We start from the raw sequence: 24,235 nt of genomic DNA, 5'->3' as shown, positions 1-24,235 counted from the left end.
TTATGTCCTCCTAAAGTAATATCCTACGCCTCTCTTAGTTAGTATATACTTAGGATAACTTGCATCATCCTCAATTTTTTCTCTTAACCTTCTTACAGTTACATCTACGGTTCTAACATCACCATAGTACTCATAACCCCAAACTTCTTTTAGTAACTGTTCTCTTGAAAAAACCTGCTCCATTTGAATCGCAAGAAACTTCATAAGTTCGAACTCTCTTGATGTTAATTCTATTACTTCATCATCTTTTCTAACTTCATACTTATTTAGGTCTATATAAAGCTGACCATTTTTAATTAGGCTCTGACTTTTAGGTTGAAGCAAAGTATTTGTTCTTCTTAAGTTTGCTTTAACTCGAGCTAATAGCTCTCTCATGCCAAAAGGTTTTGTAATATAATCATCCGCACCCATTTCTAATCCTAAAACCTTGTCTACTTCTTCTTCTTTAGCTGTAATCATCAGTATCGGCATAAAGAAATTCTCTCTTACTTTTCTACATACTTGAAATCCGTCTATCTTAGGTATCATTACGTCCAAAAGTATTATATCTGGTATCATCTGCGCTACCTTATGTAAGGCTTGCTCACCATCGTGAGCAACTTCTACAGAATATCCCTCTTTCTCAAGATTAAACTTAATTATGTCAGCAATTGGTTTTTCATCTTCCACAATTAGAATTTTTTGACTCACAAAACATCACCCCAATAATTTTTTAAGACTTAAAATTCTTTAAATCTACTTTATTCCCTTTTCCTATTTCATCAATAAGCTCTATCAATGATTCTATACCATTTCTCTCTACATAGCCTCTTACAAACCTAAAGGATTGAGTATATGCAGTGTGCACATCTAATGCATAGAAATTATTTGTTAAATTCTCGATTGAGTATACTCGTTCATCAACCTCTAGGCCTACTCCCCATTCATAGCCATCAACCATATACTCTAAATATAAACTTACTCCTTCTGTAAACCACGTAGGAAAATTGCCTCTTCCAATATGGTCTGTAAATTTGTGCGCTAATTCATGAAGAACAGGTCCTTCATAATAAAACACCTTATGCATATCCTCGTCTTCATTAATCCAGTAAATAGGATTATATATATGAATACTGTTTCCAAAGTAAACTCCCATAGGAGCCCTATTTCCTCTTAACATAGTAGTGCTCATCATTTTGTTAACATCATTATATACTATGATTTCGATTTTATCATTAAATTTATAGTTAAATATATCAACTAATCTTGAATATTTATCTTCAGCAGTTTTTACTACTAAATTCATTACTTCTTCATCTACATCTTCATACTTAACTACGAAATTATTAGACTCAACTTGGCTAAAATTTGATGTTTTATATGAAACAAAACCACTCTCAACTGTTCTAATACTAGGCCTAAACGCTGCTACTGCACCATACTCACTAATATATTTTAATGGGACATAGATTGCTAGTGTTAAAATAAATAAAACAATTGCTATAAGAATATTTTTTTTAGTTCTTCCTTGTAATGGCATTTTATCACGCCCTTTCTAATGGAAGGCTATATCTATTATAGCATACGAATATATATACTTCTATAAATGAGCATGCGTCAAATTATGGATACTTTTGTTGCCTTATATAATCACTTTTTTATACCCACTGCATAATCTGTAATATATAAGTGTGAATATAATTAAGGGGGACAAAACATGATAGGTTATAGAAATATATACCATGACTCAATAATAGATCATTTAAGATATTCAAATGAAGATTATATGAATGTTATACTTACAACTGAATCCTGTGGATGTGAAGATTTAGAGCAATGTGTTGCAAAACTTGGGGGTAAAATCAAACGCAAACTAGAAATAATAAATGGTGTGTCAGCATATATTCCTACTACAGGAATTAAAAGTGCATCTATGGAGAGGGCAATTAACAAAGTCTATTTAGACGAGAAGGTTTTTAAGTTAATGGATGTTGCTTCTGTATCTATTGGTGCTGATTATGCCAACGGCTTAGGTCTAACTGGCAAAGGCATAGGTATAGCTGTTGTCGATACAGGTGTTTATCCTCACCATGATTTAGTAAGTCCATACAATCGTATTGTTGGGTTTAAGGACTTTGTTAATAATAAGACGTCACCCTATGATGACGATGGCCATGGTACTCACGTTGCAGGTATAGTTGCTGGTAATGGATTTTCCTCCTCTGGTAAATATATGGGCATTGCTCCAGATGCAAATATTATAGGAATAAAAGTTCTAGATGGAGAAGGTTCTGGTAATATTTCAGATGTAATCGCTGGAATACAATGGGCCATAGATAATCAACAAAGATACAATATTAAAATAATTAATATGTCATTAGGAACAAGAGCAAAAACCTCTTACAAAGATGATCCCCTTTGTAGAGCCGTAGAAAAAGCTATAAACTTAGGCTTAACTGTTTGTGCTGCTGCCGGCAATAGTGGTCCAAAAGCTTCTACAATAAACTCTCCTGCAACAACTCCTAATGCAATTGTAGTAGGTGCTAGTAATACGAAAAAAGGAGCAAAAAGCCCTATAGCTGATTTCTCAAGTCGTGGACCTACAATTGATGAACTTCACAAGCCGGATATATTAGCACCAGGGGTTGATATAACCTCCCTAAAAAATAGCACCAATGAATATCAGACCCTTTCAGGCACATCCATGGCTACTCCATTTGTTTCAGGGTGTTGTGCTCTTCTATACGAGAGTAACCCGAATATAACACCTGGTGAGATTAAGGATTTATTAATTAGAACTGCAGACAATTTAGGTACGGGATATAGTAGGGATGTTCAAGGCTATGGCCAAATAAATATGAATAAAATATTTGCAAATATCAATACTAAAAAGCCAGTTACTCCGAAAGCACCTGAACAAAAAACTGTTCCGAGAAAAAAGATTCTTTTTAATAATGAATGGTTTCTTGTAATTGCTATAGTTGCATTACTATTAATACTATAAATATAATTACAATATATTTGCACATAATTTCAACTCAAAAATAGCGGAGAATATTTTCTCCGCTATTTATATTCAACTAATATCTAACAAACTGGGATGGATTAATAGGTACACCATTTCTTCTGACTTCAAAGTGAAGATGTGGTCCAGTACTTCTGCCAGTACTTCCTATAGTTGCAATTTGCTGTCCTTTAAACACTCTGGTTCCTACACCCACAAGAAGTGAATTACAATGGGCATAATAGGTTTGATACCCATTCTCATGATCAACAATTATTAAATTTCCATATGATCCTGACCATCCAGCAAATGAAACTCTTCCTGCATCCGCTGCTGAAATAGATGTTCCTGAAGGAGCTGCAATATCAATTCCAGTATGTTGCGAACCATATCTCATACCAAAACGAGAAGTTAATCTTCCCCTAGTCGGATTTGCAAAGGACCCTGAAGCTACTGTAGCTGGTCTCGGCTTAGTACCCTCTGCTACTACTCTAGTTTTTGGTTGGGATAGAATATTTTGCTGTAAAACTTCTCTATTAATTTCAACACCATTTTCTCTAACAATATATCCTTTTACTTCTCTTTTTCCTTCAACCCCTTGAACAGTTATCTTCTTATCACCTTTGTATAAAGATTCTGATTTAACTGTTTCTGTCTCAAAAGGTATAGTCTCAACTAACTCCACATACTCTTTTGTTAAAACTGTAATATACGGTTTTGGAACTACTAAACTAATTTCTTGTCCTATTTGAAGCTTGTCTGCCCTTATGTTAGGATTTGCCTTCAATATATCATCTACTGAGATGTTATATTTCTTAGCAATAACCCAAGAATTTTCACCCGATTGAACTTCATGTACCTGCTCTTCATCAGTACCATTTAAAATAAAACTAATAGCATCTCCCTTATCTCTTATACTTGCGATGTCTACTGCTACTTCTTTTATATCTACGCTTTGTGTAAAATTAACAGATTTATAAACACCATCTTCTTTAATATAAGGTGCTTTGATTTCGTCTAAAACTGCCTCTGCTATTCTTTCATTGTTCACTATAGCAACTTCTTGTCCATTAACTACTATTGCCACAGCCTTAACTTTAAAATCCAATTGTTCCTTTAAGTTCTTAACTATTACTTCTGGTTTAGTAAGTTTGCTGTTCTTTGCCTTAATCATTTCATGATTAATGTTTTCTGGAAGAGCAAATTCTTGATTGTATTCATTCCAAACCTCTTCCTTAAGTAGTTCTACTGCCTTAACAAATTGTTCCTCATCTCTTACAATAGCGATTACTTTGTCATCTACTGAAATTTCGTAGGCTAGCATAGATGCATTCAGAGCCAAATTAAATGAAAAAATTAACGTTAAGACCAGTGCCCCTGCACCGCCATATGTAATTGCTTTTCGATGCTTGCTTTGTTTAATCTTTTGTACGAATTCCGATCTATTGATAGTCTCTAAAGCCTTAATTTTACTTATATCAAAATTTTGATTCTTCAATCTGTCTTTTATTTTTTGTTCTAAGTTCTTTACATAGTCTTTTATCTTCTCAGTGTTTCTCTTTATCTCCATATCGTATCCCCTTTCACACATTTGATTTTTTAATAATGTGTAAAATTTTCTTTACTTTCTCGGAGTTTCTGTAACACAATTGTAACATTACTTGTTAATTATAATACATATTACTGCATAAGTTCAAGTGTAAATTGCATCCTTTTTCCAACAATATTATGTATATACTTCCATTATTTTGTCTAAATTCCACAAAATTATTCATGAGTATAATTAAGCCATTGTTTAAATAGCTGGCTTAGGTCTACATCAGACTCTTTCTGAAATGTTTTATAAAAATCAGCAGTAGTTGTATTTTTAAACCTAAAGCTATTGTAATATTCCTTTAAGCCCTTTTTAAAATTCTCTTCTCCCATTGTTTGTCTTAACTCATCAATAAACATGGCACCTCTACTATATACAATACTACTATATTCATATGAACTTTTAAAATCTTCTAATCCCCTTAAAATATCTACGTGAGTATCTTTATACAAATCTTTATAATTTTCATATTGGTTTTTAATTATTTTTTCATAGACCTGTTCTTTTATATGCGCTCCATATTTTTGTTCGAAGTAAAGTAGTGTTGAGTACTCAGTTAAAGCCTCATCCAACCAAGGTTCTTTAGCCTCGTTGTTCCCTACTATTCCATACCACCACTGGTGGGCTATTTCATGGGCTACTACATATTCCAATGGAAAATCCTCTTCCCTCTCATACAAGTGCTTCCCTATCATTACTAAATTAGGATATTCCATTCCACCAATAAAAAAGTCTGTGGCAACTATTGATATTTGTTGATAGGGATATTTACCGAATAATTCGTTAAAAATTACTATTGAATCTAAACCATATTGTAAAGCAAGGTCTCCTTTAATCCCATCTATAGAGAATGACTTGACTTCAATATTATCAGCATTTCCTACCTTTACATCAAAGTCTTTACTAATTATCATTACAAAATTTCTAACATTGTCGGCCTTTACTTGATATGTGTTTTTTTTACTTCTTTCATGCTTTCTAATTACGTTTCCCGTTGTTGCCAAAATATATTCCTTCGGAAAAATAGCAGTGACATCAAATTCACTTGCATCACTATAGAATGGATCTCCTATAGGGTAATAGGGATCTAAATTCCAACCAGAGTTATCATAAACAGAAACTATAGGGAACCAGTTTGCAATATTCACAGTATTTTCTCCATAACCCATTCTACCCATGCTATAGGGTAGTTTTACATTAAAATCGATATATATTTCTACCTTACCCTTAGGCTTTAAGGGTGATGCCAAAGACACCCTTAATAAGGTCAATTCATCTCCTATTAGTTTATACTCCGCTTCCTTCTTACTTTCCTTTACTTCATTAATCTTTATATATCCTGGATCAAAACCTTTTGGGTATGCTCTGTCCATCTCACTTTTTTCAAATGGCGCTTTATCTTCTGTTCTAAATGCATTTGGATATAAATGAAAGTATATATTATTTAAAGTATCAGTGCTATTATTTGTATAAGTAACTTTCTGAGTTGCGTTTAAACTCATAGTTTCTTCAATAAATTCTACATTTATTTTATAGTCAGGCTTATCCAACACTATTTCCTTATCATATTTTATTACTTGCTGGGCTACATGCAAGTCCCAACCATATTGAATTCCTATAGTTATGGTCATAACAACCATTACAATAGCCAATAATCTTAGCTTTCTTTTAATCACTCATCTCTCCCCCTCACGTATTTTTGTACTATTAAAATATTATTTATATTTTTATAGATTTATGATTTATTTCGATAATTACTAATATTATGTTTATAATTAGTGACATCTCACACTAGCTTTTTATGATATAATAAATATCACTATAATGGATATTAATTAATTAAAGTTGCCTAAAACGGAGTGATATCAATGGCTTTTTTTAAAAGTACAACAAATATAGATCTTGGGGATACACTAATTGAAAATATTTTTATCGATGTTTATATGCCAATGGCTAACGGGACCCATGTAAAGGTTTATTTACTAGCCTATAAATATGCCTGTGATAAAGAACAAGCAAATATCATTGATAACACTACTATTGCTAAAAACTTAAATATTCCTCTTTCTGATGTTTTGGGGGCTTGGGATTTCTGGGAAAGTAAAAAAATAGTAAAAAAAATTCCTAATGAACAAGACGAGAACAATTACTCAGTTGAATTTGTAAATTTAAAGCAACTATATATAGATAATAACTATAAAACAATTCATTCCCCCTCTGATGAAACGAGTTTAAGCCCATATACCTGCTCTACAAAGGATATTATCGATGCAAACCTTATTCCACAGGTTAGGGATATGTTCAATCAAATCAATCAAATAATAATGCGCCAATTAGTTCCTAATGAAAAAATGCAAATATTAGAGTGGATGCAAAACTTTAATATCGATCCACCTTTAATAGTTAAAGCCTATAGCTATTGTAAACACAAGAAAAACAATAAAAATGTGAAGTATGTTGGAGCTGTCATAAGAAACTGGTACGATAATGGAATTGCAAGTTTAGAACAATTACAAGAATATCTCCTCAAGCAAGGTGAACGCTATGGATTGTATGATAGAGTATTTAAGGCCATGGGTTTTTCCTACAGGGAGCCTTCTGAATCCGAGAAAAAAATAATGGATAGATGGGTAGAAGAATTAAAATTTTCATTAGAAATGATTCTAAAGGCATGCGAAAATTCCAGCAAAACTCCTAACCCAAATATTAATTATATTAATGGTATTTTACAGGACTGGCATAAAAAGGGTATTCAGGATGTTAAAAGTCTCGAAGAATTAATGGATACAAGCAAATCTGCTCCTTTATCTAAGCTTTCAAAACCAACATCCCCTATAAAACAAAATAAAACTAAGTTTCATCTAGCTACTAGTAGGGGCGACAAGTATTCAGCTGAAGAATTAGAAAAGCTTGTTTTGAATAAACAAAGGAATAAATAATAATCTGGGCGGTGAGTAATGCATGTTCGAACAGCATGTAAAGGATATTATTAATAATTACGAAAGAAAAAGAATGGCCAATGGACGTAAAAAAGAGATTAGAATCAAAGAGGTATATGAAAAAGTCCCAAAAATTGAAGAAATAGATAAAGAAATTAGATTTACAGGAATTTCACTTTCCCGTTCAATTTTAATGGGTCAAGGTAATCCCGATGAAATTATTGAAAATATGAAAAATAAGATAGAAAAGCTAAAACAAGAAAAGGCTATACTCTTAACAGAAAACAATATACCTTTAAACTACTTAGAGGATGAATATGACTGTACCCAATGTCATGATAAGGGATACTTAAGTAATGGCTCTAAATGTAGTTGCTTCAAGCAACAATTAATAAATTATGCCTTTTCTATGTCAAACCTTTCAAATATATTGGAAAAGGAAAATTTTCATACATTTGATATAAATGTTTTTTCAGATGAGCCTTATGAGGAAGGACTTATTTCACCAAGGGAAAATATGTTGGATATTCTAAATGTGAGTGAAGGTTTTGTTTTTAACTTTGACAATGCAAATGAGGAAAACTTATTATTCTATGGTTCTACAGGATTAGGTAAAACTTTTCTTATTAACTGTATATCAAAAGCCCTTTTAAACAAAGGGAAAATGGTTATATATCAAACAGCATTTAAGCTAATTGAAATACTTGAAAGCATACGTTTTGGTGAGAAATCAAATAATAATGATAAATATAACCTTATATTTGATGCTGATTTACTAGTAATCGATGACCTAGGTACAGAAATGACTAATTCTTTTACTAATAGTGAACTGTTTAATATAATTAATAGCCGTTTATTAGCCAATAAAAAGACCATCATATCTACAAACTTGTCCCCTAAGGAAATAATAGAACGTTATGATGATAGAATATTTTCAAGAGTATTTTCAAAATTTACTATACTCCATTTCTACGGACATGATTTAAGATGGGAAGTAAAATAAGCACCTTTGCAGGTGCTTATTTTTAGTCTCTTACTATTGTTTGGGTTCTTTTAGGTCCAACTGATATAATTTTTATTGGTAATCCTACGTATGATTCTATTCTCTTAATATAATTTTTTGCGTTTTCTGGCAAATCTTCATATTTTGTTATATCAGTTATATCTTCTTTCCAACCATCTAACTCTTCATATATCGGTACGCATTTCCCTAAATTACTTATACTTGCAGGAAAATGTTGAAGGTTCTCACCATTAAAGTCATAACCTACACATATTTTAATTTTTTCAAAACCACTCAGTACATCAAGTAACATTAACGAGATTGACGTTAACCCATTCACTCTAGCTGTATATTTAAGCATTACTCCGTCAAACCAACCACATCTTCTTGGTCTTCCAGTAGTAGTCCCAAATTCATTACCTTTTGTTCTAATTAAATCTCCAATTTCATTATCTAGCTCTGTAGGGAATGGGCCTTTACCTACTCTCGTAGTATACGCTTTAACAACACCCACTACCTTATCTATCATATTTGGACCTACTCCAGCACCAACACAAAATCCTCCAGAAGTTGGATGAGATGAAGTAACATAAGGATATGTTCCTAGGTCTATATCTAATAAAGTTCCCTGAGCCCCTTCAAATAGAACATCCTTATTATTTACTAGAGCTTCATGTACAACTACAGTTGTATCTGTAACATATTTTCTTAGTTTATCTGCATATCCACAGTATTTATTATATATTTCTTCTTTATCAAAGCCTTCACTATTGTATATCTTTTCAATAATTTTATTTTTTCTTTCAACTTGTACAAATAATCTTTCCTTGAATAAATCAGGATCTAACATTTCTCCTAATCTTATGCCTGATCTTTCTACTTTGTCCATGTAGCAAGGACCAATCCCCTTTTGCGTTGTACCAATAGGATCATCTCCCCTAGCCGCCTCTTCTAAAGCATCAATTTTTTTGTGGTATGGAAATATTATGTGTACTCTTTCATCAATTAAAATATTATCAGTTTTTATACCCTGTGCTTCTAATATTTCTAACTCTTTTAAAAATCCTTCTGGATCAAAAACTACCCCATTAGACACTACGTTTATTTTATCTTCGTATAAAACTCCTGATGGCATCAAATGAAAAGCATATTTTTTATTATCAACAATTACGGTATGTCCCGCATTATTTCCACCCTGTGATCTAACTACAACATCTGCTTTAGCAGCTAAAAAATCTATAACTTTTCCTTTTCCTTCGTCACCCCATTGAGCCCCTACAATTATAGTTGCACTCATACTATACACCTCTCAGTCAAAATGTTTGTATAACTCCGAATATTACATTGCTATTTTATCCTAAAGTTCATATATAGTCAACAAAAAAGGAAAGCTAGGCCTTTGCCTAGATTTATACCCACAATATTTATTTTTCTTCAAAAAACTTATTAAGTTCAGCAACTAACTTATCCACATCTATTCCGTGGACTCTACCTGCATCAGCAATACTCTCCATAGTTGCCCCTGGGCAACCTAAACAATGTAAACCAAACTTCATAAACACTGAAGCCACTGATCTATCCATGTTCATTACTTCCATTATAGTCATGTTTTCGGTGATTTTCATTTTATTATCCTCCTGTTCCATTTATCCAAAGTTATATTACTATTAATAGTATTCAAATAAACTAAAATTTTATTAGTAATATAATTAAGATTATTCACATTATCCACAGATATATGCACAGGTGTTCGACAAAAATGTGTTATGTTCTATTTTTATCATAATCCATAAATTTTTGAAAATTACCCAACCATACTAATTCTACAGTGCCCGTTTCTCCATGACGATGTTTAGATATCAACACCTCAGCTATATTTTTCTTTTCGCTTTCTTGGTTATAGTATTCGTCCCTATATAAAAACATAACTAAATCCGCATCCTGCTCTATAGCACCAGATTCCCTTAAGTCTGAAAGTATAGGTCTATGATCAGCTCTTGCATCTGGGGCTCTGGATAACTGGGAAAGTGCTATTACAGGACAGTCTAATTCCTTAGCCATAATTTTTAAATTACGGGAAATACTCGATATCTCCTGTTGCCTATTTTCACTTCGCCTTTCCCCTTGCATTAGCTGTAAATAGTCAATTAGAATTAAATCTAAACCTTTTTCCATCTTTAAACGTCTACACTTAGATCTCATTTCTGTTACTGATATTCCAGCAGAGTCATCAAAATAAATATTTGATTTTGAAAGCATAGCAATTGATCTAGCTAGCTTTGTCCACTCTTCTTCATTTAAATGTCCATTTTGTAGTTTATTCAAATCAATCATCGATTCAGCAGCTAAAATCCTTAAAACTAACTGTTCCTTTGACATCTCTAAGCTAAACACTGCCACCGACGCATTAGCCTTTAAAGCAGCATTGTGGGCTAAATTTAAAGCAAAGGCGGATTTACCCATGGCAGGTCTTGCAGCAACTAGAACAAGGTCCGAGCCGTGTAGGCCCCCTAGCTTTCTATCTAGATCAATAAACCCCGTGGTTAAACCAGTAATTCCTTTTTTATTTTCATATAATTCTTCAATTCTATCAAATGTATTGGATAGTAGCTCTTTTATCTCTGTAAAACCTTCTTGTTGCCGATTTTGGGATATATCGTATATATTCTTTTGTGCAGTTTCAATAACTTCAGCAATTTCAAGTTCAGAGTTATATCCAAGTTGAATAATTTCCTCTGAAGCCTTAATTAATCTTCTTAAAGTAGATTTTTCCTCTACTATTTCAGCATAATACTTTACATTGGCTGTTATAGGTACACTAGACGCTAGGCTTGTTAAATAGGGTATCCCCCCTATAGCATCCAATGTGCCCCTTTTTTTTAATTCATCAGTCAAAGTAACTATATCTACTGGTTCATTTTTATTAAAAATAGTTATAATGCTCTCATAAATCTCCATATGTGCTTCTTTATAAAAATCTTCTGGATCTAAAACCTCTAGAACTGTTAATATAGCCTCTTTATCTAACAACATAGACCCTAGTACTGATTGCTCTGCCTCAACACTATGGGGTGGCACTTTATATAGCATATTTTCTATATTCATACTTCTCTCCCTTAACCAATAAAGGCCTACTGTTCGATAACTTGAACTTTTAGCTTTGCAGTAACTTTTGGATGTAGTTTGACATCAACATTTTTAACACCAAGGGCTTTAATTGGCTCTTGCATATCAATTTTTCTTTTATCAATTTTAATACCTGATATTTCTTCTACTTTTTCACTTACCTCTTTTGAGGTTACGGAACCGAATAGTCTTCCGCCCTCACCAGCTTTAGTTTTAATTTCTACAGTTAGTTTTTCAATTTTTTCTGCCAGTGCTTTAGCTTCTTCTAGCATAGACTGTTCTTTAGCCAACACAGCTTTCTTTTCTGATTCTACCTTTTTCATATTTGTATCTGTTGCCTCTACAGCTAATTTTTTAGGAAATAGAAAATTTCTAGCATATCCATCACTTGCATTTACAAGTTCACCTTTTTTTCCTAAACCTTTTACATCTGCTGATAAAATTACTTTCATATTTCTTCCCCCTCATTAATAAAATATTCATCTATCGTATTTTCAAGTGTTTTCAATGCCTCTTCTAACGTAAAACCTTCCAGTTGGGCCCCAGCGATCGTAAGATGTCCTCCACCGCCTAATTTTTCAAGAATAACTTGTACATTTATATCGCCCATAGACCTACCACTTATTATTATTTTATCATTTTTTCTGCCTAGTACAAAAGATGCTCTAATTCCCCTTATGCCTATTAACTCATCTGATGCCTGAGCTGCAATTAGCTGTGCTCCGCGGGTTTGTTCTTCAAAGCAAGAAATAGCTATTACTTCTTTGTAAGTTTTAGCATTTTTAACTACTTCAGACTTTAATCGTACTGTTTCGAAGTCATCTTGGAAAAGTTGTTTCACTGCAGTAGTATCTGCCCCAGCTCTTTTTAACATAGAGGCTGCCTCAAAGGTCCTCACCCCTGTTTTAAATGTAAAATTCTTAGTATCTACTGCGATACCTGCCATAAGAGCCTCTGCTTCAATAGGCTTAATATTTATTTTATCATCCATATAGTAAAGAAGCTCTGTAACTAATTCACTTGTGGAAGAGGCATAGGTTTCATGATAGTTTAATACGGTATTTTGAATATACTCAGTTCCCCTTCTATGATGGTCTATTAAAACTATTTTATTAGTTCTATTTAGAATACTAGGATGTTCTGTAAAGCTCGGCCTATGAGTATCAACAACAACTAGTAGAGTGTTATCCCTTACTCTAGCATTAGCCTCGTCAAAACCAATTATATTTCGCTTATATTCTTCTTCTAATAATATTCTATTTAAAAGTGTTTCAATAGCAGGATTAGATTCACTTAATATTATATGTGCCTCCTTTCCCCTATTTTTTACTGCACGGTAAATACCTAATGATGATCCAAAGGCATCTAAATCAGCATATTTATGGCCCATTATTAATACATTTTCTGATTGCTCAATCAATTGCTTTAATGCATGGGATATAACTCTGGCCCTTACCTTCGTACTCTTTTCTACAGTTTTTGTTTTACCGCCATAAAAGCTAATTTTATCATTCATTTTAACTGCAGCTTGGTCTCCTCCTCTACCAAGGGCGATATCTCTAGCTGTATTTGAAAACTCAAAGGTTTGAATGAGGTTTGTACCCTGAGCACCAACTCCAATACTTAATGTAATAGGAATTTTATTTCCCATGTTTATTTCTCTAATCTCATCTAAAATTTCAAACTTTTTAGACTCTGCCTTTTCTAAATAACGGTTTTCTAAAATAACAACAAATTTATCTTGGGCATGCTTACGTATAATTCCATTAAGTTTATTTACCCAAATGTTAATTCGATGGTCAATTTCTGCTATAACCAAAGGTCTAAATGCATCCTCCGTATTTTGCATTACCTCATCAAAATTATCTATTTGAACGTTAATAGCAACAATTTTTTCTTGATTCATCGTTTTTTTAAGATTTTCAAAATCAGTAGTTTCTATCCAATATAACATAATTATAAAATTAGAGGAGTGTTCCTTTGGTAACTTTATAACATTATGTAATACCTTAAAACTTCTATTATTTATTACTAGGTTATCTTCACTTTTTTGCCTAATTACCTTTCTGAGATCAAAGTTATTAATAATTTCTTCGATATTGTTTTCAAGCAAATCACTTTTTTGTACTAACTCTAAAAACTTTGGATTATACCAAGTTATAGTACCATCTATTTCTACAATAGTAAGTGGCATAGGTAAATTTAAAATTGCCTGTTTAGTTGCAGAGTCTATATCCGCAGATAGATCCTCAATGTACCTAGTCCATTCTTCTCTTCGTATATTTGTAACCTTTAAATTATAGTAAATTAAATACGCCAATAAAAAAATACCAATTATACTTATATAGGGGTTATAATAGGCAATTATACCTGTAAGTACAGTTGTAATTATTAAGTATATACGAGTGTCTGGAACTAGTAATTTAAAAAATTTTTTACTATTCATTATTTACCTCCTTAACAATTACTGCCCTTTATTAAACTTTCTTACGTTAAAAATTGCATCTATAAATCCTGCTAAGGCAACAAATGTTAAAAATGTACGCATTAAAATAACTACAACTAATATAAATACCTTAAAAACTTTATTTAAATTAGATTTTTCCATAAAGTATAAAACTACAGAAATCCCTTGTAAAAACAGTAAAAACATAAATAATGCAGTTATATTATGGAGTAAATTCTCATAATAAATACCTTGAACGTATTGACTTAGGTATGCTAGTGCACTTAATAAGAAAAATCCCATTATAATGTGTTTAGGTAGCTTAAATGAACTAAAAGTTGGAGTTGTACCTGCATATTGATTTGTTCTTCTTAAAACAGAAATTGATAAATAATAGTTTATTACTGAAACTATCATTGACTGTATTATTATTAAAGCAGGAAATATACTTATAAAGTAATTAATTGCTTCATTGATTCTTAGTTCGCTATTTAAATTCATTTGGTTAAGCATGTCCAATTGAGCATAAATAGACTCTTTGAAAATATAAGCTATTTGATCTAATATATTTATTCCACTCACTATGCTTATAATATGTATCGCTATAAACCATGATACTGATGCTGCAATTGTTCCTGCTATTATTACTTCGAACTCATTTCGTTTCTTACTCATTAAATAACTCATCACAATAGCAATTGGTCCAAAAATGACAAATAAGAATAGTGAGTAAACAACCTCTGTAAAAAAGCCTGTAATTATACAAACAGTTATTAAGGATAGCACGGTATATCTAATTGGATATCGTATACCCAATATAATAAAGGCTACAGGCAATATAAAGACTAATATAGTTAGTACGGGTATAAATATGGTCACTAGTACAAAAATAGTCGCCATAGCGGCTATAAGACCTGCTTCAACTAATGGTTTGTTCTTTGTATTGAGATTCAAAAAATATTCACTCCTAAAATTTATTTGCGATAACCTTTAATATGTTTATTTAAACCTGATAAATCCTGATACCACGACTCTAAGGGGTGTTCTTCTAATATATATAGTTTTGCCTTATCTTGTACCTTTTTATCAATTATGTCATAATCTATACCTAATCTTCTACCTAGAGAGTATGTAACTAAAATAATGTTTGCTAAACATTCTATAATTAATTCCTGTCCTTCCTTTACTCCCTTGCTTAAAGTTTGAAAAAGAAGAGCAACGCTATTAAGTAATTCGCACTTCAAAAATTCAATCATTTTTAAATTCTTTCCAATATCAACATTATCTCTTTGGTTCCCAAACATATACATTCCCCCTTAGTAACCTTTCATTAACTTAAATTTTTTCAGGATTTCTTCTAAATTATATAACAGTACTAAAATCTTAACTACATCATCAGTAGGATATTCATTAATTTTTTCACTAAATTTCAAAACTGATTTTGCTTTATTTACTTGTTGAAGTAGTTCATATAGTTCCTCATTTGTTTCACTAGCTGAGCCTAAAATTAATGTTTCCTTTTCTTTAAGTACTTTTATTATATCTTTAATTTGCATAAATTCTTCATATATTAAGCTAATTACTTCAGTTTTAATGCCTGTTTGAAAAATTCTATCAATATTTAATATATTTTGATATATCTCTTCGGCACCGTTTATAAAGCTCACTAGGTCATTACACTTATACTTTCCATATATTAATACCTTTTCTTCTTTTATTTGTAATTCTAAGAACTTTCTTGCCTCATTTAATACTGATTCTATTCCCCTTATTTCATCATCTAACCCTTCAACGTCATTTCCTTGGGGATCGAGATAAACCTCAAAAATATTATATATATAAGTCCAAATGAATTTTGACGCACCATTAATTTCGCTTATCATTTTACGATCATATGTCGGAGGATATATTAAGTAGTTTACTGCAACTGCTACTCCTATACCAATGGTAGTATCAAATATTCTACCTAATGCATATTCTAAATGATTGGTACCTCCATTAAGAAATATACCAATAAATACTACGGTTCCGATAGCAATTGACTCACTCCATTTTAATCTGTTCAAAATATATATTAGTACAATAACACCTATACCTGTAGTAACTGGATTTACAGGTATTGTATATGCAAATGCAGCCCCTATAATTGCACCTACAAATGTACCTAATATTCTATTCAGACCCATTTTCCAGGAATCTGATACCGTCGGTTGCATTGCAATAATAGCTGCAACTATTACATAAAAGGGGTTTCCCGCATTAAAAATAATTGAAATTAACATACTCAAACTTACTGCAATACCAGTTTTAACAGTCCTAAGACCAATTTTCATTATTTGACACCCCAATAATAAATAATTTTAAGCTAGATTAAAAAAAGGACCGTTAATAACGATCCTAATAATATTTATATGAATAATTATACCATATAATTAAATATAATCAATAAAATCACACCTGGGACTCCGAGAAAGCCAGCAATTAGAGCAGTTAATGGATTAATTACAATCGATATATTAAAAAAGCCTCCTATGATGTTAAATACAAATAGGATAATACCCCCGATAATTCCATTCCAAATAAGTCTAATTATTATTTTTATTGGAATAACTAAAATCCATCCTATTAAATACAGAAGTATTAAACCAACTGCATATGCTAATATTACCGATAATTCTAATCCCATATAAATCCCCCTATGGATTGTAGATTTATTAATTTTACAAATATTATTAGGAGTAGTATGTACTACTCCTTAATATTATATATTTAATATTAGAAAATTATAACTTATTAATAAAAATTTGCTCTTGCGCCCTCTTCTTTTGCTTTCTTTACTAAATAAATGTATCTCGCTTTAGCAGCTTCAACTCTAAATATTGCATGGTCAACGAGGTCTGGATCCGATACATTTTGAAAAAGTCTTTCTGCTTCCTTCCATTCATCATGGGCCCGCTTCACAATATCAACTAATTCATTTTCTGGTACCCGATCATCTTCGTACAAATCTGTTACTTTTGTATGAATTCCTTCAAATATATTAGCTAGATTTGATATGCTTAAAAAATTTTTATCTAATCTCACTTAAAAAACCCCCTAAACAAATATATGTATATACTGATTCTGGTCAGTATTTATAAAATTTATACTTGTTATTTTATTAATTTATCTTGAGGTTTTTTAATGTTTAGTCCTAAGTAATTACTTTAATACATTGTATGTATATTATTAGAAAATAAATCCAACTAATTTATTCACCAAAAGCTTTAAATATAACCAGCATAACGGAACAGGAATCTTTATTTTTCAACTTATATGTAATTTTATTTCAATAGGCTATGGATTTTATAATATCCTTTATTCTGACAAAACCTATAACCAAAGTTGTGAAGCTATCTTAAATAGATACCGAACACTCTAATCTACAATTCATCCTCGGAGTAAACAACGGAGGTTTTCTTGTGCTTATTCTATAAAAAAGCAGGAGGTTTTTGGAATTTAATCCATGCTATCTCCTGCTTTTAGAACTTGTTTTGATTGTTAAAGTACTATTATTGGACAATTAGGTAAACTTCTATACTTCTCTTCTTCCTTCTAAAGCCTTTGTTAACGTTATTTCATCAGTGTATTCTAAATCTCCACCTATTGGTATTCCGTGAGCTATTCTAGTTACCTTTATTCCAATCGGCTTTAAAATTTTAGATATGTACATAGCAGTTGCTTCACCTTCAATATTAGGATTTGTAGCTAATATTATTTCCTCTATATCATTATCCTTAACTCTAATAAGTAGCTCTTTTATTTTTATTTGTTCAGGCCCTACTCCTTCTAGAGGAGATATTGCTCCATGTAAAACGTGGTATACACCTTTAAACTCTCTTGTTCTTTCCATTGCAACAACATCTCTAGGATCCTGAACAACACATATAGTCTGGGGATTTCTTTTGTTATCACTACAAATATTACATACGTCTTTATCCGTTAAATTACAACATTTAGTGCAGTAACGTACACTTTGCTTCGCTTTATAAATAGACTCGGATAAATCTTTTACATCTTCAATGTTCATACTAATAACATGAAATGCTAGGCGCTGGGCTGTTTTTCTTCCTACGCCTGGAAGTTTAGAAAAAGACTCAATAAGTTTTGCAATGGGCGTAGAATAATACTCCATATTTTTACCCTCACCTTTCCATCAATTAAAATAAGCCTGGAATGTTCATATTACCTGTAATTTGTGACATTTCTCTATTAGCCATTTCATCTGCAGATCTTAATGCTTCGTTTACTGCTGCTATTATTAAATCCTGAAGCATTTCAATATCATCTGGATCTACAACATCTGGTTTTAATTCTATGCTTTTTAATTCTTTTTTACCACTTACTTTTACTAATACCGCACCACCACCGGCACTTGCTTCAACTATTTTGTTTTCTAGCTCTGCTTGTTTTTCTTCCATTTGTTTTTGCATCTTTTGAACTTGCTTCATCATGTTATTCATATTTGGCATTCCGCCACCAAATCCACCTGGTCTTTTAGACATTTTAATTCCTCCTTATATTTCAATCACTTATATTTATTTCTATTTTTATTCATTTGTTATTATAACATACAAATTTTATTCATATCCATTATTCTATAATTTCAAATATACTTTCTGGTACAATTGATTTTAGCTTTTTAATAACAAGTTCTTCATCATCTTGCTTCTCTTCCCTTTTTTCACCCTGAATACCAAAGACAATTTTCATTGGTTGTCCAATATGCCTTTCAACAACTCCGCTAATATAGTTTTTTACTTTATCTTTATCTAGCTTTTCTTTAAACATTGCCATGTCTTTACTAAGAGATATCTCTAAAAGGTTATTAGATAAAACTGCTAGCATACCTTCTTTAAGTAAAGCTAATGAAGAAGCTGTGGCCTTTTTCTCTTTTCTAATTACATCAATTATAGCTGGCCATTCCGCCTCTATTCTTTCCTGTAATTTTTTATTATCAGTAGAAATGTCTCTATTAATATACTTTACTTCTTCATTTTTTTCATTTTTTGTTTCGTTTTTATCTTCTTTTTTTATTTCATATTTTATTTCATTTAGGCTCTCATAAGTCCTCTCATTTACAATAACATCGTTAACTATACCTTTACTAATCTGTGATTCTAAATGCTGTATTCTCTCTAATAGCCCCTCTTGGCTATTCTCGAACTGTCTATTACAAAGACTAACTAAACCTATTTCAAATAGTATTCTAGGATTTGAAGCATATTTCATCTTAGATTCGATATCAGATAGACTATGAATAGCTGCAATGACCCAATTCTCCTCAACTGTTTTGCTTTGGTCTATTATTAATTGTATCGTTTCCAAAGATAAGGGTATCATTTCGTCTATCTTTACCTCTAATTTAGCTAACAATAGGCTTCTACAATGTTGAATCAAATCTTTTATTAATTGATGTATATCTTTACCTTCTAATACCATTTTATCTAAACTATATAAAGCTTCACTAGTTCTTTTATTTATTAATTCACTTGTTAGATTGATAAGAACATTATGGTTTACAGCACCAATAACATCTAGTACTTCCTCATAATTTAATGTATGTTGGCCAAAGGATATACATTGTTCAAGTAGACTTAATGCATCTCTTAAAGCTCCCTCTGCATGTAAAGCAATTAATCTTAGAGCCTCTTCCTCACTAGTTATATCCATAGAATTACAAATTTTATTAAGTAATTCTATCATGTCCTTTGTTTTAACTGGCTTAAAATCAAACTTCTGACAACGAGATAATATAGTCGCGGGCAGCTTCTGTATCTCTGTAGTAGCTAAAATAAATATAACATGAGCTGGTGGCTCTTCCAAAGTTTTTAATAAGGCATTAAATGCACCAGTACTTAGCATATGTACCTCATCAATTATATAAACCTTATACTTTCCTTTAGAAGGTGGATATTTAACATTTTCTCGAATTTCACGTATATTATCTACCCCGTTATTAGATGCAGCATCTATTTCTATTACATCCATAATACTTTCGTTTAATATGTCTTTACAAACTTCACATTCATTACACGGATTTGCATCTAATTGATTTAGACAATTTACAGCTCTAGCAAATATTTTAGCTGTAGATGTTTTCCCTGTCCCCCTAGTCCCTGAGAAAAGGTATGCATGTGCTATATTTTGAGTTAATATTTGATTTTTTAGGGTTTTAACTATATGTTCTTGTCCTATCACATCTTCAAAGACTTTAGGTCTCCATTTTCTATATAAAGCTTTATATCCCACTATTATCACCTATTCTAAATTGTTTTGAACGTTATAATATTATATCATATTATTTAATTTTTTAGTTAAAATATAATGGCCCCTATCCCTATAAGTAGATACCCAACAAGGTTATTTAGAAAAAACTGTACAAGATATGACTCCTCTATAGATATTGAGATTATCCCCTGTGGACTTGATATAGATATCGGAATTAAAATAAATAACATAATTATAATTAAAAATATTCCTCTTATGCCTCCAAGAACTCCACCTAGCATCTGATTAAATGCACCTAATACTGGCAACTCAAAAACTTTATTAATTGCTAACCCTAAAATGATAATTGTCCATTTTATTAGAAAGAATAGAACTACGATACTGATAACATTTAAAAACAAAGTTGCAATGGTGTCTATAATTTGGTTTCTAATTCCCTCTACTGTCTGTTGTGCAATTGTTTGTACCTCTAGATTATTAACTAATATCTTTTGTATAAACTCAGGCATTTTTATAGAATCTTGATTTATAAAATTTGCTATTCCTTGGGCATTTCCTTCAATAGAAGGGACTATATTTGTCTCTGGCACTTTTAATTCAACATGTGACCCTATTAAATCATTTACTTTATTAGTAATAAAAAACTGATTTTTTATCCAATTAGTAAGATTAGCATAATATCTTCTAGAAAACATAAAGGCTACAATATAGCTCCCAATACTAAATAAAGTTAAAATTAATCCTCTTTTGTAACCAATAATTACACTTAAAACAATCAGAACAATTATTAATAGATCTAACCATGCCATAATATATCCCTCTATTTCTTTTGGAGTTTATTAAAATATATATTCTCTTTAGTAACTACAATTAAATGCCCTTTTTCAAATAAATACACTTCATTTATATCTTTATTGTATTTTTGCTTAAAAACAATATTCCCATTGCTATCCAAAATATATACTGTTCTTTTGGAATATACAACTAACTCCTGATCAAAGCTGTCTATACCAACTATTTGTTCAGATATATTTTCAGTTTCTATAATTTTACCATGGTTCTCTATAATTAAAATATTATCATCCTTTTTCATAAAGCCTTTATTAGGATTTTGAAGTCCATATATAGCTACAGAGCTGCTATCCATTTCTTTAATTAGCTTAACCAAATGCAAGTCTACTGACCATTTAGCTTTTTCCTTTAATAAGGCAGTTATATTTTTATCACTTATTACTATAAGCTTACCTTCTCTATCAAAAAACATATTATATATAACTATATTTCCTAGGCTAGTAGAGTTTAAAAGATTTCCCCTTAAGTTATAGTGTAAAACATGGCTAGCTATTTCTTCTTTACTTGTGTCCAATACCCCTAAGGCTAAAAGGTCATGTTCCACCGAAAGTGTCATATTTAAAACATGCCCCTCAGGTATACCTATACTACTTCTTTTCCTTCCATTCTTTTCAACTATATTTACAACCTTTGATTTGTTATTTAACTCTTCATAAATCAAAACAATATCGTATTTTTGGCCTACATTAAAGCTTTTCATTTTCCCTTCTAAGGTATATCTATATACAACCTTGCCATTACTATCGATTTTAATTAATTGATTTATATTTTCGTCAAAAATATAAATACTTTCAATACTAGTATTTATTTGTGGATTTCTAACATCTAGTTGTACCTTCCATATATTTTGACCTAAGTAATTATTAAAACTTAGTTCCCCTTCAGTAAATTGAATAATGCCATCTTTGAACTTTCTATTAATTTCGCTTTTAAATGGATTTACCTTTTCTTCGATTATGCTTATTTCGAATTCCCCTTTAAAATATGATGCTTTTATACTGCCTCTATCTATAACTCCAAATATTATAATTAGAATTAAAGCTATTCCCATAAAAATAATTAATCTTTGTCTTTTGTTCATCAAACTTCCTCCTGTTTCATATGAAACAAATTAAAATAGTAAAATATAAAATATAAAATATATATTCAACACTGGGCTTAAAAATCCTTTGTATTCCTTTAATTCATCTTCTTACCCTTTATTATTAAAGCTGCCAGAAATAATACTCCTATATATCCAAATATAGGGTAAAAAAATGTAACTAATCTCTTAAACCCCAATGCTGCCATAGGTACTGAAATACAACAAACTAGTAAACTTGTAATCTTCTCATTTATTTTTAATAAATTACTTATTCTTAAAACACAGCCATATCCGTTTGCTATTGCAGTTGTAAACATTGCTACTAACAGAACTACACTATATAGTCTCTTAGAAACATATCCTACAGTGCTGGCAATCGCAATCATTGGTACTTCGAGTCCAACAATATCGTTGTATAAGATTAAAAGGCTTAAGTTTATCAAAAGTGCCATTAAACCTAATCCTACTCCCCCTAAAACACCGCCATAAACTGCACATTTTTTTTCAACTATTAATGACCTTAAAGATGAAAATACAACAATTACACTAATACTATTAAATGCTACATATAGTATAGCGGAACCTAACCAGATAAGGCTATTTAAATCTAAACTAAATTCACTAATTTTGAATATATTATCTGGTGCCAACTGACTAAAAATAAAAGTATTATTGTATACAACATAAATTCCGATATAACAAATAATTATTATTAAGAAAGGGATTAATAAAATATTAGCCTTTGCAATTCCATTAACACCAGTAATTAAAACAATAAAACAAATAAATGCCATAAAAATTATTCCATATAATTGGTCTATTTGAAAATACTCTTTAAAAATTGCTCCACTGCCAGCTAACATTATAAAGAAAGTGACAAATAATAGCCCTATTAACCATATATTTATAAATATAATTGTTTTTCTTTTGAAATATAAGTATAGAAAGTCCTCAAGCCTATTAATCTTTTTTGAATACACTATTTGTAGCAATTTCACTCCTAATATACAAAATAAAATTGTTGCTACAAATATTCCTAATATACTTAGTTTCCCGTATCTAACAAAAAATTGTATAATTTCTTGTCCTGAAGCAAACCCAGCTCCAATCACTGTTCCTATGTAAATACTTGCTAAAGTTATTCCTGACATCTGTTTTTTCATTCTACCCCTCCTCCCTAAATAAATATATTAAAATCCCACTTATAGTTATACATATTTTTAAAATAAAGGTTTTTTAATTACATATCGTATGAATGCATATAATTTAGGTAAAACTAAGTTGAACAAATAAACTAGTAAGGAGGAATTAATATGTCCTTAGTCTGCCCAAAAACTTCTAACTCTGTAAGTATTAATGATTCTATGCCCCATTATGATTTCAGTAGTTTAGTGACTCAATACATAGAATCATATTATAATAAACAATATAAATCCTTAGTATTTTTATGTATTGGTACTGATAGGTCTACCGGAGATTCCCTTGGTCCACTAATAGGCTATAAAATTAAAAGCTCTTTGAGTAAATACTCAAATACCTATGTTTTTGGAACTTTAGATGAACCTGTTCATGCCAAAAACCTAGAAGAAACTATATCTAATATAAAAAGCAGCTGCGAATCTCCTTTTATAATAGCAATAGACGCTTGCTTAGGTAGTGTAGATAGAATAGGCTGTATTAATATAGGACTTGGCCCATTAAAACCAGGAACGGGAGTTAATAAACAGCTCCCATCCATAGGAGACTTACATATTACTGGAATCGTTAATATAGGAGGCTACATGCAATACATGGTATTACAGAGCACTAGACTGAGCTTAGTCATAAAAATGGCAGACACAATCAGTGATGCTATAACATTCTCCCTCTGGAATTTAAATAAAAAGATGTTCTTCCATTACAGTGTTCAATGAAATAAAAAAATAAAAACAGGGTTTT

Annotated in this window: 24 protein-coding genes; 4 read left to right on the top strand and 20 right to left on the bottom strand. The window is 31.1% G+C overall.

The window, feature by feature from the left end; genetic code table 11:
• Entirely contained in the window at window positions 1–690 is a 690-nt protein-coding gene (yycF, locus tag HZR23_RS05005) for a response regulator YycF (protein WP_132848512.1), read from the bottom strand.
• 22 nt (window positions 691–712) lie between these two features.
• Window positions 713–1,519: a peptidase MA family metallohydrolase gene (locus tag HZR23_RS05000; protein ID WP_132848511.1), complete on the bottom strand. Its 807-nt coding sequence runs from the start codon at window positions 1,517–1,519 to the stop codon at window positions 713–715.
• A 177-nt stretch (window positions 1,520–1,696) separates the two neighbouring features.
• On the opposite strand from HZR23_RS05000, the gene HZR23_RS04995 reads away from it, so the two are divergent.
• Complete coding sequence (locus HZR23_RS04995) at window positions 1,697–2,983, top strand: S8 family peptidase (protein WP_132848510.1); 1,287 nt, start codon at window positions 1,697–1,699, stop codon at window positions 2,981–2,983.
• A 76-nt stretch (window positions 2,984–3,059) separates the two neighbouring features.
• On the opposite strand, the gene HZR23_RS04990 is transcribed toward HZR23_RS04995, so the two are convergent.
• Together HZR23_RS04990 and HZR23_RS04985 are read right to left on the bottom strand one after the other, a co-directional pair.
• Entirely contained in the window at window positions 3,060–4,553 is a 1,494-nt protein-coding gene (locus tag HZR23_RS04990; RefSeq protein WP_165913681.1) for a peptidoglycan DD-metalloendopeptidase family protein, read from the bottom strand.
• A 197-nt stretch (window positions 4,554–4,750) separates the two neighbouring features.
• Window positions 4,751–6,253 (bottom strand): M1 family metallopeptidase, encoded by a 1,503-nt coding sequence (locus tag HZR23_RS04985; protein WP_243098224.1) that lies wholly within the window; start codon window positions 6,251–6,253, stop codon window positions 4,751–4,753.
• A 192-nt stretch (window positions 6,254–6,445) separates the two neighbouring features.
• Between HZR23_RS04985 and HZR23_RS04980 the strand changes: the two genes are divergently transcribed.
• Window positions 6,446–7,516 carry a DnaD domain-containing protein gene (locus HZR23_RS04980; protein ID WP_132848508.1) on the top strand — a complete coding sequence of 357 codons (1,071 nt, stop codon included), beginning with the start codon at window positions 6,446–6,448 and terminating at the stop codon, window positions 7,514–7,516.
• Between the two features lie 22 nt (window positions 7,517–7,538).
• Entirely contained in the window at window positions 7,539–8,519 is a 981-nt protein-coding gene (locus tag HZR23_RS04975; protein ID WP_132848507.1) for an ATP-binding protein, read from the top strand.
• 22 nt (window positions 8,520–8,541) lie between these two features.
• Here the strand turns inward: HZR23_RS04975 and HZR23_RS04970 are convergent, their stop codons facing one another.
• From HZR23_RS04970 to HZR23_RS04895, 16 genes are all read right to left on the bottom strand, one after another.
• Window positions 8,542–9,816, bottom strand: coding sequence for an adenylosuccinate synthase (locus HZR23_RS04970; RefSeq protein WP_132848506.1), 1,275 nt, complete (start codon window positions 9,814–9,816; stop codon window positions 8,542–8,544).
• A gap of 127 nt (window positions 9,817–9,943) precedes the next feature.
• On the bottom strand, window positions 9,944–10,144 hold the full coding sequence (locus tag HZR23_RS04965; RefSeq protein WP_132848505.1) for a DUF1858 domain-containing protein: 201 nt from the start codon (window positions 10,142–10,144) through the stop codon (window positions 9,944–9,946).
• Window positions 10,145–10,283: 139 nt separating this feature from the next.
• On the bottom strand, window positions 10,284–11,624 hold the full coding sequence (dnaB, locus tag HZR23_RS04960; protein WP_132848504.1) for a replicative DNA helicase: 1,341 nt from the start codon (window positions 11,622–11,624) through the stop codon (window positions 10,284–10,286).
• 26 nt (window positions 11,625–11,650) lie between these two features.
• On the bottom strand, window positions 11,651–12,097 hold the full coding sequence (gene rplI / locus HZR23_RS04955; protein WP_132848503.1) for a 50S ribosomal protein L9: 447 nt from the start codon (window positions 12,095–12,097) through the stop codon (window positions 11,651–11,653).
• Entirely contained in the window at window positions 12,094–14,091 is a 1,998-nt protein-coding gene (locus tag HZR23_RS04950; protein WP_213050328.1) for a DHH family phosphoesterase, read from the bottom strand. Before HZR23_RS04950 ends, rplI begins: the two co-directional genes overlap by 4 nt.
• 18 nt (window positions 14,092–14,109) lie before the next feature.
• Window positions 14,110–15,045, bottom strand: coding sequence for a YybS family protein (locus HZR23_RS04945; RefSeq protein WP_132848501.1), 936 nt, complete (start codon window positions 15,043–15,045; stop codon window positions 14,110–14,112).
• Window positions 15,046–15,065: 20 nt separating this feature from the next.
• Window positions 15,066–15,395 carry a MazG-like family protein gene (locus tag HZR23_RS04940; protein WP_132848500.1) on the bottom strand — a complete coding sequence of 110 codons (330 nt, stop codon included), beginning with the start codon at window positions 15,393–15,395 and terminating at the stop codon, window positions 15,066–15,068.
• 12 nt (window positions 15,396–15,407) lie between these two features.
• A complete protein-coding gene (locus tag HZR23_RS04935; protein ID WP_132848499.1) occupies window positions 15,408–16,424 on the bottom strand; it encodes an aromatic acid exporter family protein in 1,017 nt (338 codons plus the stop codon).
• An 86-nt stretch (window positions 16,425–16,510) separates the two neighbouring features.
• Entirely contained in the window at window positions 16,511–16,777 is a 267-nt protein-coding gene (locus HZR23_RS04930) for a pro-sigmaK processing inhibitor BofA family protein (protein WP_207667876.1), read from the bottom strand.
• A gap of 107 nt (window positions 16,778–16,884) precedes the next feature.
• The gene (locus HZR23_RS04925; protein WP_243098223.1) at window positions 16,885–17,175 is read right to left on the bottom strand and encodes a DUF2508 family protein; all 291 of its coding nucleotides are present in this window, start codon (window positions 17,173–17,175) and stop codon (window positions 16,885–16,887) included.
• Between the two features lie 490 nt (window positions 17,176–17,665).
• On the bottom strand, window positions 17,666–18,265 hold the full coding sequence (gene recR / locus HZR23_RS04920) for a recombination mediator RecR (RefSeq protein WP_132848497.1): 600 nt from the start codon (window positions 18,263–18,265) through the stop codon (window positions 17,666–17,668).
• Window positions 18,266–18,290: 25 nt separating this feature from the next.
• Window positions 18,291–18,635, bottom strand: a complete 345-nt coding sequence (locus tag HZR23_RS04915; protein ID WP_132848496.1) for a YbaB/EbfC family nucleoid-associated protein — start codon at window positions 18,633–18,635, stop codon at window positions 18,291–18,293.
• A gap of 88 nt (window positions 18,636–18,723) precedes the next feature.
• On the bottom strand, window positions 18,724–20,382 hold the full coding sequence (dnaX, locus tag HZR23_RS04910) for a DNA polymerase III subunit gamma/tau (protein ID WP_132848495.1): 1,659 nt from the start codon (window positions 20,380–20,382) through the stop codon (window positions 18,724–18,726).
• Between the two features lie 65 nt (window positions 20,383–20,447).
• A complete protein-coding gene (locus HZR23_RS04905; RefSeq protein ID WP_132848494.1) occupies window positions 20,448–21,170 on the bottom strand; it encodes a CvpA family protein in 723 nt (240 codons plus the stop codon).
• Between the two features lie 11 nt (window positions 21,171–21,181).
• Window positions 21,182–22,294: a DUF5711 family protein gene (locus tag HZR23_RS04900; RefSeq protein WP_132848493.1), complete on the bottom strand. Its 1,113-nt coding sequence runs from the start codon at window positions 22,292–22,294 to the stop codon at window positions 21,182–21,184.
• 98 nt (window positions 22,295–22,392) lie between these two features.
• Window positions 22,393–23,460: a YkvI family membrane protein gene (locus HZR23_RS04895; RefSeq protein WP_132848492.1), complete on the bottom strand. Its 1,068-nt coding sequence runs from the start codon at window positions 23,458–23,460 to the stop codon at window positions 22,393–22,395.
• Between the two features lie 150 nt (window positions 23,461–23,610).
• Here HZR23_RS04895 and yyaC point away from each other — a divergent pair, with 150 nt between their 5' ends.
• Window positions 23,611–24,210, top strand: a complete 600-nt coding sequence (yyaC, locus tag HZR23_RS04890) for a spore protease YyaC (RefSeq protein WP_207667875.1) — start codon at window positions 23,611–23,613, stop codon at window positions 24,208–24,210.
• The last annotated feature ends 25 nt before the right edge of the window (window positions 24,211–24,235 follow it).

It is taken from the genome of Serpentinicella alkaliphila (assembly GCF_018141405.1).
Taxonomy (GTDB): domain Bacteria; phylum Bacillota; class Clostridia; order Peptostreptococcales; family Natronincolaceae; genus Serpentinicella; species Serpentinicella alkaliphila.
This window is presented reverse-complemented; position numbering and strand designations above follow the sequence as displayed.

Coding starts and splice junctions, on each gene's coding strand:
- HZR23_RS04935 (WP_132848499.1), bottom strand. CDS start 16,424: ATGAAAATTGGTCTTAGGACTGTTAAAACTGGTATTGCAGTAAGTTTG.
- HZR23_RS05000 (WP_132848511.1), bottom strand. CDS start 1,519: ATGCCATTACAAGGAAGAACTAAAAAAAATATTCTTATAGCAATTGTT.
- HZR23_RS04965 (WP_132848505.1), bottom strand. CDS start 10,144: ATGAAAATCACCGAAAACATGACTATAATGGAAGTAATGAACATGGAT.
- dnaB (WP_132848504.1), bottom strand. CDS start 11,624: ATGAATATAGAAAATATGCTATATAAAGTGCCACCCCATAGTGTTGAG.
- HZR23_RS04995 (WP_132848510.1), top strand. CDS start 1,697: ATGATAGGTTATAGAAATATATACCATGACTCAATAATAGATCATTTA.
- HZR23_RS04940 (WP_132848500.1), bottom strand. CDS start 15,395: ATGTTTGGGAACCAAAGAGATAATGTTGATATTGGAAAGAATTTAAAA.
- HZR23_RS04930 (WP_207667876.1), bottom strand. CDS start 16,777: ATGGGATTAGAATTATCGGTAATATTAGCATATGCAGTTGGTTTAATA.
- HZR23_RS04980 (WP_132848508.1), top strand. CDS start 6,446: ATGGCTTTTTTTAAAAGTACAACAAATATAGATCTTGGGGATACACTA.
- HZR23_RS04895 (WP_132848492.1), bottom strand. CDS start 23,460: ATGAAAAAACAGATGTCAGGAATAACTTTAGCAAGTATTTACATAGGA.
- HZR23_RS04905 (WP_132848494.1), bottom strand. CDS start 21,170: ATGGCATGGTTAGATCTATTAATAATTGTTCTGATTGTTTTAAGTGTA.
- HZR23_RS04915 (WP_132848496.1), bottom strand. CDS start 18,635: ATGTCTAAAAGACCAGGTGGATTTGGTGGCGGAATGCCAAATATGAAT.
- recR (WP_132848497.1), bottom strand. CDS start 18,265: ATGGAGTATTATTCTACGCCCATTGCAAAACTTATTGAGTCTTTTTCT.
- HZR23_RS04990 (WP_165913681.1), bottom strand. CDS start 4,553: ATGGAGATAAAGAGAAACACTGAGAAGATAAAAGACTATGTAAAGAAC.
- HZR23_RS04975 (WP_132848507.1), top strand. CDS start 7,539: ATGTTCGAACAGCATGTAAAGGATATTATTAATAATTACGAAAGAAAA.
- HZR23_RS04970 (WP_132848506.1), bottom strand. CDS start 9,816: ATGAGTGCAACTATAATTGTAGGGGCTCAATGGGGTGACGAAGGAAAA.
- HZR23_RS04900 (WP_132848493.1), bottom strand. CDS start 22,294: ATGAACAAAAGACAAAGATTAATTATTTTTATGGGAATAGCTTTAATT.
- rplI (WP_132848503.1), bottom strand. CDS start 12,097: ATGAAAGTAATTTTATCAGCAGATGTAAAAGGTTTAGGAAAAAAAGGT.
- yyaC (WP_207667875.1), top strand. CDS start 23,611: ATGTCCTTAGTCTGCCCAAAAACTTCTAACTCTGTAAGTATTAATGAT.
- HZR23_RS04950 (WP_213050328.1), bottom strand. CDS start 14,091: ATGAATAGTAAAAAATTTTTTAAATTACTAGTTCCAGACACTCGTATA.